This is a genomic window from Aeromonas sp. R4-1, assembly GCF_040908325.1.
Classification (GTDB): Bacteria; Pseudomonadota; Gammaproteobacteria; order Enterobacterales; family Aeromonadaceae; genus Aeromonas; species Aeromonas veronii.
Genome location: NZ_JBFODM010000093.1, coordinates 1 through 11,306 on the forward strand (window position 1 = coordinate 1; position 11,306 = coordinate 11,306).

Annotated in this window: 7 protein-coding genes and 1 pseudogene; 4 read left to right on the plus strand and 4 right to left on the minus strand. The window is 60.5% G+C overall.

Annotated elements, in window-relative coordinates:
• On the minus strand, positions 1–935 hold a 935-nt coding region (locus tag AB5Y90_RS17750), incomplete at its 3' end, for an RNA-guided endonuclease InsQ/TnpB family protein (protein WP_368166445.1).
• Between the two features lie 58 nt (positions 936–993).
• Between AB5Y90_RS17750 and tnpA the strand changes: the two genes are divergently transcribed.
• Positions 994–1,398, plus strand: a complete 405-nt coding sequence (tnpA, locus tag AB5Y90_RS17755) for an IS200/IS605 family transposase (protein ID WP_201995218.1) — start codon at positions 994–996, stop codon at positions 1,396–1,398.
• A 53-nt stretch (positions 1,399–1,451) separates the two neighbouring features.
• On the opposite strand, the pseudogene AB5Y90_RS17760 reads toward tnpA, so the two are convergent.
• Both AB5Y90_RS17760 and AB5Y90_RS17765 read right to left on the minus strand, forming a co-directional pair.
• A pseudogene (locus AB5Y90_RS17760) lies at positions 1,452–1,982 on the minus strand (methyl-accepting chemotaxis protein); the annotation flags it as partial.
• Positions 1,983–2,212: 230 nt separating this feature from the next.
• Positions 2,213–4,063, minus strand: a complete 1,851-nt coding sequence (locus AB5Y90_RS17765) for an MOSC N-terminal beta barrel domain-containing protein (protein WP_307895160.1) — start codon at positions 4,061–4,063, stop codon at positions 2,213–2,215.
• A 77-nt stretch (positions 4,064–4,140) separates the two neighbouring features.
• Here AB5Y90_RS17765 and AB5Y90_RS17770 point away from each other — a divergent pair, with 77 nt between their 5' ends.
• From AB5Y90_RS17770 to nifJ, 3 genes are all read left to right on the plus strand, one after another.
• Positions 4,141–4,893 carry an ABC transporter substrate-binding protein gene (locus AB5Y90_RS17770; protein WP_005337880.1) on the plus strand — a complete coding sequence of 251 codons (753 nt, stop codon included), beginning with the start codon at positions 4,141–4,143 and terminating at the stop codon, positions 4,891–4,893.
• A gap of 176 nt (positions 4,894–5,069) precedes the next feature.
• Positions 5,070–6,716 carry an NAD(P)-binding protein gene (locus tag AB5Y90_RS17775; RefSeq protein ID WP_307895159.1) on the plus strand — a complete coding sequence of 549 codons (1,647 nt, stop codon included), beginning with the start codon at positions 5,070–5,072 and terminating at the stop codon, positions 6,714–6,716.
• Positions 6,713–10,288, plus strand: a complete 3,576-nt coding sequence (nifJ, locus tag AB5Y90_RS17780; RefSeq protein WP_307895158.1) for a pyruvate:ferredoxin (flavodoxin) oxidoreductase — start codon at positions 6,713–6,715, stop codon at positions 10,286–10,288. Before AB5Y90_RS17775 ends, nifJ begins: the two co-directional genes overlap by 4 nt.
• A 123-nt stretch (positions 10,289–10,411) precedes the next feature.
• Here the strand turns inward: nifJ and AB5Y90_RS17785 are convergent.
• The coding region (locus AB5Y90_RS17785; RefSeq protein ID WP_368166470.1) for an IS30-like element ISAeca1 family transposase at positions 10,412–11,306 on the minus strand (895 nt) is incomplete at its 5' end.

Consider the following 11,306-nt stretch of genomic DNA (forward strand, 5'->3'; position numbering starts at 1 on the left):
AGCTCAAACCAGCCCTGATCCAATATCGAACGATTCAGCCCTGATTTTGCCCGGACGTTGCGCCCCGGCTGGCTTGTCGTGCCCGCTGCTGATTTTGACATGTTGGCAACCTTCAAATCCTCAATGACGATCATCGCGTGGTTTTTGCTGATAGTCGTTGTGACCTTGTGAAGGTAATCGCGGCGGGTATTGGCGATATGTGAATGCAGGCGCTGGATCTTGGCTTTTTGCTTCTTCCAGTTACTGCTGAACTTTACTTTTTTGCTCAACTGGCGCTGGAGCCTTGCCAGCTTGGCCTGATGGGTTTTGAAGCTGTTGACGGGCTCAAACACCGTGCCATCTGACAGGGTTGCGAGCTTGGCAATACCCGCATCCAGCCCGACCATTGAGCCGGACGGGTGAATTGGCTCAGGCGTCTCCTGCTCGACCTGTAATGAGATATACCAGTGCCCGGCGGCTTGGCTGACAGTGGCGTTTTTAATCTTCCCTTCTACTGGGCGTGACTGGCGAAACTTAACCCACGCCAGCCCGGCTGGCAGTTTCACACGGCCTTTCTCAAGGCGGCAATACTTGTCGAAGTTGACGAACCGGATAGAGTCGCGGTTGTCGCTTTTCTTCTTGAAAACTGGGGCTTTGGCGACGAGTTTTTTATCAAAACAACGCATCCACGCGCCGTGCAAATCCTTGAGTTTCTGCTGGAGGTTGTCGGTGTATGCCTCGGCCAGAAAGGCCATTTCTGGGACTTTCTTCCAACTGGTGAGCATCCGGTTAAGCTCAAAGGCAGAAGGCAGTTTTTCGCCAGAATCAAGAATGCGTTTGGTTTCTGCCAGCCCGTGATTCCAGACATAACGAGCACTGCCGCCCAACTGGCGCAGGCGTTGCGCTTGTTGTTCGGTCGGTTCGAGTCGGAATTTGTAGGCTTTTAGAATTTGCATTAAATGCTCAGTGTGTAGCAATATTTCTTCACATCATTACACCGAGCAGAGTCATTAAATGCAAGTCGTAAATATCAACAAATCACGCCATGCTGCTTATCTTCTCCATGTTCACTTGGTATTTGTGACTAAGTATCGAAAAAAGATATTGGGCGATTTACACCTTGCTGCATTCAATCAGTATGCTACTGAGGTTTGTAGCGACTTTGGCGCACAACTGAAAGAGTGTGACGGAGAGGCTGACCATGTTCACATGTTGATAGAGTACGGCCCAACGGTACAGTTATCGGTACTGGTTAACTCGTTGAAGGCGGTAACATCAAGGCGGCTGCGCAATGAATTTCTGGACTTGAGAGGTGCCTACAGCAAGCCCGTGCTCTGGTCACGCTCCTACTTTGCTGGCTCTTGCGGCGGTGCGCCGTTGGAGGTGATCAAGCAATACATTCAAAACCAGCGGGGCTGACGCCCCGGCGAAATTCCCCTCCCACCTACGTCGGAGGGAGTCCCCTTTCGCATTAAGATGGCGATGGCTTTTTGCTGGTTGGCAACCGGGTCGCCATCGCTCTGCTTCACCAGCTTGAAGGCGGCGACCTCGGTGTTGACCAGCGCATCCGAGTTGTTTTTGGCCTCGTTCAGTTTGGCGAGTTCGCCGTCGGTGAAACCGGCATCCTTCATCAGGTCGATCAGGCCACGGCGAACATTGCTGTCGGGGCGGGGATTCTGGCCGTTGGCGGCGACAAAGTCCCAGTAGATACGGTTGTAGCCATCCGGTCTCGGCTGTTCGCCGTTGCGAATGGCCAGGATCCGCATGTACTGCTGCTCGTAGGCTGGATCCTTGGTGATGACATAGGTGCGCCCGAGGCGGGTCAGATCATCGGAGGATTGGCGCAGTTCGTCGGCCAGCAGGTAGGAGACATATTGTTGTCGATAACTCTCTTCCAGTTGTTTACCCGCCCAGCTGTAGGCGAAAAACACCAGTGACAGCAGGATCAGGGTGATGACGGATAGCAGCAGGTTGAGCTGAAAGGCGGGCTTGTTCTGTTCCATGGTATGGGCGTCCTTTCCCTATGACTGAGTGTCGTATGGAGCATCGCCAAGTCAATGGCTGGCAAGGCTTTTTGCTCTGAGAGTATAGGAAGGGAAACTTACAGATGAAGGCGGTGGGGACAAATTAAGGGCGGATCAGGTGAACAAGTGTGGATAAAGATGACCGGGGTCAATTCCCCGGTCATCTGGATTGGCGTGAATTAATGCGGCCCGATCACCCGATCACCCGATCATAGGATTTCAAGGTCAGTGAGCGGCACGGCGCAGCAGGCAAGGATCTTGCCCTCGGCCCGCTCGGCGGCGGTGATGGCGGGGGCGTCGGGGTGATCCACCTCGCCCGAGATCAGCGTCTGTTTGCAACTGCCGCAGATGCCGGCGCGGCAGCTCCACGGCAGCTCTACACCTTGCTTGTTGGCCTGATCCAGCACAGTACCCTGATTGTTGCCGGTAAAGGCTTGGGCGCCGATACGCAGTTGCACCGCCTGATGGGGGCGGGCCACCGAGAGAATGGCGCCGCCAAAGCTCTCCTGTCTGATCCGTGCGGCCGGTACGCCGAGGGCTGCAACTTTGGCGGCAGCATCGGCCATAAAGCCGTGGGGGCCGCAGATAAAGACCTCTTTTTCGGCCAGCCCTTTGATCAGTTGCAGATGCTCATCATTGAGTCGCCCTTGCAGCCCCTGCCAGTGATTGTCCGGCTGGCTCAGGATAATGGTGAGGGTCATCCCCTGCTGCGCCATGGCGTGCAGTTCGCTGGCGGCGGGAATGTCCGCTTCACTGCGGCACAGGTGCATAAAGTGAACCTCTTCCAGCTCCCCGCGTAGCGCCAGGGTGCGGGCTATCGCCAGCATGGGGGTGACGCCGGAGCCTGCGGAGAGCAACAGGAGGTTGCGCTCGGACCCTAAGTGAAACTCGCCAACGGGGTTGGCGGCCAGCAGCCGATCACCCACCTGCAACTGCTGGTGCAGCCAGTGGGAGATGCGGCCACCCTCCACCTTTTTGACGCTGATGCTGTAACGCTCCGGGTGATCCGGCGTAGAGCTCAGGGTATAGCGCCGCTGGATCCGCTCGTTTTTGATATCGAGACTGATGGGCAGATGCTGGCCCGGCAGGTAGTCGGGCAGGGGCTCGCCATCGGTCGCCTCGAACCAGAAGGTCTCCAGATCCCGCGCCAGCGGTTCGCGGGCCACGCAGACCAGCTCCCGCTTCTTCGGCGCGGCGGCGGGATAGACCACCGGACGGGTACGCTCCAGCACCTCAATCTCGCTGCCGGCCTCAATCCAGCCCTCGTTCAGGGCGATCAGGTTCTGGCCGAAGTAGACCTCGCCATCCTCGCCACGGCGGTAGCGGGTGAGGGTGGCCAGCGGTTCTTTCAGGGCGTTGAAACGATCGGTGCCCGCTTCCACCGTGGTCATGATGCAGCGGCTGCAGGGCTTGACCACCTTGAATTCCACCTCGCCGATGCGGATACGCACCCAGCTGTCCTCCTCGAAGGGCTGGGTATTGCTTGCCACCAGATTGGTGCGGAATTGGCTCATCTGGTGCAGCGCATCGGAGCGCAGATTGAGATCCTCAAGGGAAGCCTGGCTTATCAGCAGCAGCGGATAACCGTCGGCAAAGCTGACCCGGGTGCCGGTCTTCTCGCGAAAGCGATCAGAGGTTTCACCCAGCCAGAGCAGTTGCACCGTCTCCCCTGCCACCCGGCTTAGCCACCCATCGGCTTTGGGGTCGGTGTGCAGGGCGGTGAAACGGTCGCTCCAGACTCCGGTAGCTTGCGGGGCGCGGCTGAAGTCGACCTCTTGCAGGGTGAGCGGTTCAAAGCCCGGATAGCGCAGTTGCAAGCCACCTTCGATGGGGGTAGCCACGACCTGTTGCAGTTGGGGATGGGTTCGGGCGGTGATAAAGGTGCCGTCCGATTTGACCACCATGTAGCGGCGATCCCCTGCCAGTCCCTCTTCGGTCACCCGGGCGCGAGCCAGCGGCATGCCTGCAGTCGATTTGATGGGGTAGAGGTGAATGCTGTCTAGCCTGGGCATCTTCATATCCTTGTGACGCGGCGCGATCGCCTGGAAAAAGGGGAACATAACGGTTCCCCGGCGATCCGGCAATCCTTTCAAGGGGGCGGTCTATAGTTGGGAAAACAGAACAAGAGGGCATCGGGATGAAAATAAGCTGGTTGCTGGCGGGGAGCCTTTTTTGCCACGGGCTCTGGGCGCAGGAGCTGACCCTGACCACGGGAGAGTATCCCCCTTACTGCTCCGAGACGCTGAAATATCAGGGGCTTATCCCTCATGTGGTGAGCGAGGCATTCAAGAGTGAAGGGGTGAGCGTCAAGTTTCAGTTTCTACCCTGGAAGCGTGCCTTTCGCTTGTCGGAGGAGGGGGTGGTGGATGGCACTGTCCACTGGTATGAGTCGAGCGAGCGGCGCAAAACCCATCTCTATAGCGATCCCATCCTGAGCGAAACCTACGTCTGGTTCTATCTCAAGTCAGATCCGCTGGAATGGCGTGGCTATCAGGATCTGGCGGATCGCAAGCTGGCTGCGGTCAGTGGCTATACCTACAATGCAGATTTTTTTGCAGCCATCGCGCAGGTGCCGCTGCAGGTGCAGTTCGTCACCCGGCTGCGCCAGAGCTTCGATCTGCTGCTCTCCGGCCGCGCCGACCTAACCCTGGAGAACATAGATGTCGGCTACTACTCCCTGCGTCAGTTCTACCCGGCCAGCACGGTCGATCTCTTTGCAACCCATTCAAAACCCGTGATGAAGGTCGAAGGTCACCTGTTGATCAGCCGCAAGCGCGCCAACGCTGACGAATTGATCAAAACCTTCAATCGGGGGCTCGCCAAACTGAAAGCCAGCGGTCAGCTGGAGAAGATGTTACTTGAGTCACGTTCTGGTCTCTATGAACCATAAAATGCAACATTTTTTGATCCTGATTCGCTAATCAGTACAAAAAAGCGGCCATTATCGACTCAGTTCCCAGTTTCTAACGCTTTCGCTTCTTCCCCATCCGGCCACCGTCCGCCTCGGCTACACGGTATCAAGCGCCATCGGGTGGGGCCTGTCACACAAAAAGAAGAAAGCAATGTATGAGCAAACAACTGGACATGACCCCATTGCCGGAACTCTCCCTGAAAACGGGAACAGGCCCGGTGCGTACCCGGCTACCCGTCTGGCGGCCGGCCCTGCCACCCTGCAATCACGCCTGCCCGGCCGGAGAAAATATCCAGGCCTGGCTCTCTTTGGCGCAGGCCGGTCGTTTTGAGGCGGCCTGGCAGACCCTGATCGAAGAGAACCCTTTGCCCGCCATTCATGGCCGGGTCTGCTATCACCCCTGCGAGAGCGCCTGTAACCGCGGTCAGGTGGATGAATCCGTCTCCATCCACGCTATCGAGCGTTTCCTCGGCGACGAGGCGCTGGCCCGCGGTTGGCAGCCTGCGTCACCTGCCCCTGCCAGCGGCAAGAAGGTGCTGGTCATTGGCGCCGGTCCCTCAGGTCTCTCCTGCGCCTGGCACCTCAATCGGCTCGGCCATCAGGTGGAGATCCGCGAAGCGGGGCCACTGGCGGGCGGCATGCTGCGCTTTGGTATTCCCGCTTATCGTCTGCCCCGCGACGTGCTGGAGCGGGAGGTAGCCCGTATCGTGGCGGCCGGAGTGACCCTCACTCTTAACCACAAGGTGGAGGATGTGCTGCGCGAGCGCGACGAGGGGGGCTTTGACGCTGTCTTTATGGCCATCGGCGCCCATCTGGCCAAGCGGGTCGATATTCCGGCGCGGGAAGCGGGCAAGATCCTCGATGCGGTGAGTTTCCTCGAGCAGGCCAGTCTGGCCGAAGAGAAAGGACTGCCACCGCCCAAACTGGGACGGCGGGTGGCCATCTACGGCGGCGGCAACACCGCCATGGATGCGGCCCGTACCGCCCGCCGTTTGGGCGTTGAAGAGGCAATGATTATCTACCGCCGCGATCGGGACCATATGCCTGCCCACGCCTTTGAAGCCGACGAGGCCGAGGAGGAGGGTATCAAGATCAACTGGCTGCGCAGCATCCGCCAGCTCGACAATACCCATATCGAGGTGGAGGTGATGGCGCTGGATGCCGAGGGCAAACCGGTGCCCACCGGCAAGTTTGAAACCCTCGAAGCGGACTCCCTTATTCTGGCGCTGGGCCAAGAGGTGGACTTGAGCGTGCTGGAGAGTATTCCCGGCGTGCGGGTCAGCAAGGAGGGGGTAGTGCAGGTTGGCGAAAACCTGATGACGGATGTGCCGGGTCTGTTTGCGGGCGGCGACATGGTGCCCTCCGAGCGCACCGTCACCATCGCCACCGGCCATGGCAAGAAGGCGGCGCGCCATATGGATGCCTGGCTGCGTGGTCGCCACTACCAAAAGATGGTCTCCTACCCGCTGGTGGGGCCAGAGCAGTTGCAACTCTGGTTCCAGACCCACGCCCCGGCCAGCAGTCAGCCGGTCAAACCGGCGTGGGCGCGGGATGACTTTGGCGAGATCATCGGCGGGCTGGATGAGGTGGCCGCCCGCTACGAGGCGGCGCGCTGCTACTCCTGCGGCAACTGCTTCGAGTGCGACGGCTGCTACGGCAGTTGCCCCGAACAGGCCATCGCCAAGCTGGGGCCGGGCAAAGGCTATCAGGTGGACGCCGAGCGCTGCACCGGCTGCGGTGCCTGTCACGACCAGTGTCCCTGTCACGCCATCGAGCTGCGCCAACCGGAGGAGTCCCAATGAAACATGAACTGATCATGGTCGACGGCAACGAAGCCGCGGCCCGGGTGGCCTACCAGCTGAGCGAAGTGTGTGCCATCTACCCCATTACCCCGAGCTCGACCATGGCCGAACTGGCCGATGCCTGGGCGGCGGAGGGGCAGACCAACCTGTGGGGCAACATTCCCACAGTGGTGGAGATGCAAAGCGAAGGGGGGGCGGCCGGCACGGTACACGGCGCCCTGCAGGCGGGGGCGCTCGCCACCACCTTCACCGCCAGTCAGGGGCTGATGCTGATGCTGCCCAACATGTACAAGATCGCCGGTGAACTGACTTCGGCGGTGTTCCATGTGGCGGCCCGTTCGCTCGCGGCGCAGGGGCTGTCGATTTTTGGCGACCATCAGGACGTGATGGTGGCGCGCAGCACCGGCTTTGCCATGCTTGCATCCGGCTCGGTGCAGGAGGCGCAGGACTTGGCCTTGGTCGCTCACAGCGTCACCCTGCAGTGCCGGGTGCCCTTTATCCACTTCTTCGACGGGTTCCGTACCTCCCACGAGGTGAACAAGATCACCGCCCTGCATCGGGATGAAATTCGCGCTCTTATCGACAACGACTGGGTGCGGGCCCACCGCGCCCGGGCCCTCAACCCGGATCATCCCGTGATGCGCGGCACCGCCCAGAACCCGGATACCTATTTCCAGTCCCGCGAGAGCGTCAACCCCTTCTACGAGGCGGTACCGGCCCGGGTGCAGCAGTGCATGGACAATCTCGGCGAGCTGACCGGCCGCCACTACCGGCTGGTGGAGTACCACGGCGCGCCCGATGCCACCGACGTCATCGTGCTGATGGGCTCGGGGGCCGCCACTGCCCGCACCACGGTGGATTGGCTCAACCGGCAGGATCGCAAGACCGGGGTCTTGGTTGTGCGCCTCTATCGCCCCTTCCCGGTACAGGCGTTGCTAGATGCGCTACCCGCGAGCGTGCGGCGCATGGCGGTGCTGGATCGCACCAAGGAGCCGGGTGCCGGTGGCGAGCCGCTGCTGCTGGATGTGCAGAGCGCGCTGATCGATGGCTTGCAGCGCGGCCTTATCAAGCGGCTGCCGTGGCTCAGCGGCGGTCGCTACGGCCTCTCTTCCAAAGAGTTCACCCCCGCCATGTGCGCGGCCGTGTTCGAGGAACTCGCCTCTGATGCGCCGCGCCCGCGCTTTACCGTGGGGATAGTGGATGATGTGTCGGGCCTCAGTCTGGCCTGGCACCCCATAGGCGATCTGGAGCCCGCCAGTCGGGTGCGGGCGCTCTTCTTCGGCCTTGGTGCCGACGGCACGGTAGGCGCTAACAAGAACAGCATCAAGATCATCGGCGAGCTGGAGGGGTTCCACGCCCAAGGCTACTTCGTCTACGACTCCAAGAAGTCGGGCTCGCGCACTGTGTCCCACCTGCGCTTTGGCCCCGAGCCTATCGATGCCCCCTGGCTTATCGAGCAGGCGAGCTTTATCGGCTGCCACCTGTGGGGGTTTGTCGAGTCTGTCGATCTGCTGGAGCACGCCGCCGAAGGGGCGACCCTGCTGCTCAATGCTCCCTATGAGCCTGACCGGGTCTGGGCCGAGTTGCCCGAGCGGCTGCGGGCCCGTATTCGCGCCCTCGATATCCAGCTCTACTGCATCGATGGGGATCGGGTGGCCGAGCAAAACGGCATGGGCAATCGCATCAACACCATTATGCAGACCTGCTTCTTCGCGCTGGCCGGAGTCTTGCCGCGGGATGAGGCCATTGCGCTGATCAAGGAGAGCATCGAGAAGAGTTATGCCCGCAAGGGGCCCGAGGTGGTGGCGCGCAACTTCGCCGCGGTGGATGACACCCTGGCTCACTTGAGCAAGGTGGCGATCCCGGCCGGTGACGAGCAGATCAGCGACTATCCGCTGCCACTGGCACCGGGGGGCAGCGAGTTTGTCCAGCGGGTCACAGGCGAGATGCTGGCTGGGCGCGGTGACCTGATCCCTGTCTCCATGCTGCCGGTGGATGGCACTTACCCCACCGCCACCAGCCGCTTCGAGAAGCGGGATATCGCCCGCGAGATCCCGATCTGGCACTCCGATATCTGCATCCAGTGCGGCAACTGCGTCTTTGTCTGCCCCCACGCGGCGCTGCGGGCCAAGTTCTACCATCAGGACTGGCTGGCGACCGCCCCCGAGGCAGCGCAGTCGGTGCCCGTCACCGCCAAGGGTTTCCCCGACAGCCGCTACACCTTGCAACTCTATCCGGAGGATTGCACCGGCTGCGGTCAGTGCGTGCAGGCCTGTCCGGTACGGGCCGGGGCCGATGAGGAACACGAGGGCGAGCGGGCCATCACCATGATGGACAAGGCGCCCCATCTGGCTGGCCAGAAACAGGCGCTGCGCTGGTTCGAGAGCCTGCCCTGGCCTGCCCGCGAGAGGGTGGACTTCTCCACGGTGCGCGGTGCCCAGTTCCTCGAACCCCTGTTCGAGTTCTCCGGTGCCTGCGCCGGCTGTGGCGAGACCCCCTATCTCAAGCTGCTGACCCAGCTGTTTGGCGACCGCATGTTGGTGGCCAACGCCACCGGTTGCTCCTCCATCTACGGCGGCAACCTGCCGACTACGCCGTGGGCCAAGAACGGCGAAGGGAAGGGGCCGGCCTGGTCGAACTCCCTGTTCGAGGACAACGCCGAGTTTGGCTTTGGCTTCCGTCTCACCGCCGATCAGCATCACGGTCAGGCGGTGGCGGCCCTTGAAGCGATGAAGGGGGAGCTGGGCGCCGAGCTGGTCGATACCCTGATTAGCGCCCCGCAGCGGCTGGAGTCGGAGATCCGCGCCCAGCGCACCCGGGTAGCGCAAGTGCGGGAGCGGCTGGAGGAGGTGAAATCCGGCAAGGCCCGCGAGCTGCTGTCGCTTATCGATCAGCTGGTGCGCCGTTCGGTCTGGATCATCGGCGGCGATGGCTGGGCCTATGACATCGGCTCATCGGGGCTCGATCATGTGCTCGCCTCCGGGCGCGATGTGAACGTGCTGGTGATGGATACCGAGGTCTACTCCAACACTGGCGGCCAGATGTCGAAATCGACCCCGCTCGGTGCCGTCGCCAAGTTCGCGGCGGGGGGCAAGACGCTGGCCAAGAAGGATGTGGCGCTGCAGGCCATCTCCTACGGCAACGTCTATGTTGCCCGCATCGCCTTTGGTGCCAATCCGCAGCAGGCGCTGCAGGCCTTGCGTGAAGCGGAGGCCTATCCGGGCCCGTCGCTTATCATCGCCTACAGCCACTGTATCGCCCATGGCATCGATATGGAGTTTGGCCTGACCCAGCAAAAACGGGCCGTGGCCTCCGGTCACTGGCCGTTGATGCGCTACAACCCGGTATTGCGCAGTGCGGGGCAGAACCCCTTCAGCCTCGACAGCCTGCGCCCCTCCATCCCCCTTGCTGAATATCGGCAGGAGGAGACCCGTTATCGGGTATTGGCCCAGAGCCATCCGGAGGAGGCCGAGCGGCTGATGCAGGTGGCGCAAAAAGTGGCGTGGCAGAAGTGGGCCACCTACGAGGAGATGGCCACTCGCGAAGCCAGCCATTTTCATCCGCCGGTGTGATGGTGTAGTGAGTGAAATATAACCAAGCGGGCCATTGGCCCGCTTTTAATTAGCAGGTCATGGATGCCTATTTCTGCAATCTGATCGCGAATTCAACTTCGAAGTGCAATTCCCGATTAAAAATCAGGCTGCTTTCAGAAGTTCGTCAAAAACCACCTGTGGCTGTTTGAATCCCAAGCATTTGCGCGGCCTGAAGTTCAGCCGCTTTTCGACGGCTGACAGTGCCTCTGCTGTCACCACACTCAAATCACTGCCTTTGGGCACATATTGCCGCAGCAGACCATTGCTATTCTCATTCTGTCCCCGTTCCCATGCACTGTATGGATGCGCAAAGTACACCTGCGCTTCCAGCTCTGCTGCAACACGTTCATGTTCGACAAACTCGCTACCATTGTCAGCTGTGATGGTATGGACATGTGCCTGGTAGGGTTTCAGCATGCTGATAATGGTGTCCGCCACCGCGCTGGCTGTTTTGCTGGGAACGTATTGAACCAGGTAGAGCCGGCTCTTACGCTCCAACAGACTCACTATTGCACCGCTGCCTTGCTTACCCAACACGGTATCGACTTCCCAATCTCCCACACGGCTCCGCTCATTGACTATCGCAGGGCGTTCATCAATCGATACCGGATTGGGAATGACACTGCGTTTGCTGTTCTTACCCTTGCGATAGCGTTTGTGACCCTGACGCAGATGCCGGTATAGCGTGCCACCGTTGGCCTTGTCGCGTGCCACATAGCGGTATATCCACTCGTGGCTAACCGGGCAGTTAATCATGTCTCCAACGCCACTGATTTGCTCGGGACTCCAGTCCGCGACCAGCGCCATGCAAACAAAGTCGATGGTATCAGACGGGACAGTACGCTTCTGACTCGTCAGCCGTCGTGCCGTGGCAAGTTGGTGAGCCTGCTGCGGCTGATAGGCCTGCCCAGCACAATTACGACGAAGCTCACGACTGATAGTCGATGGATGAACCCCGAGCTGTTTGGCAATGCGGGCCTGTGACAGGCCATGGTCA

Excerpts from the sequence above, each read along its gene's own strand:
- tnpA (WP_201995218.1), top strand. The coding sequence starts at position 994 with ATGCAAGTCGTAAATATCAACAAATCACGCCATGCTGCTTATCTTCTC.
- AB5Y90_RS17765 (WP_307895160.1), bottom strand. The coding sequence starts at position 4,063 with ATGTTCCCCTTTTTCCAGGCGATCGCGCCGCGTCACAAGGATATGAAG.
- AB5Y90_RS17770 (WP_005337880.1), top strand. The coding sequence starts at position 4,141 with ATGAAAATAAGCTGGTTGCTGGCGGGGAGCCTTTTTTGCCACGGGCTC.
- AB5Y90_RS17775 (WP_307895159.1), top strand. The coding sequence starts at position 5,070 with ATGAGCAAACAACTGGACATGACCCCATTGCCGGAACTCTCCCTGAAA.
- nifJ (WP_307895158.1), top strand. The coding sequence starts at position 6,713 with ATGAAACATGAACTGATCATGGTCGACGGCAACGAAGCCGCGGCCCGG.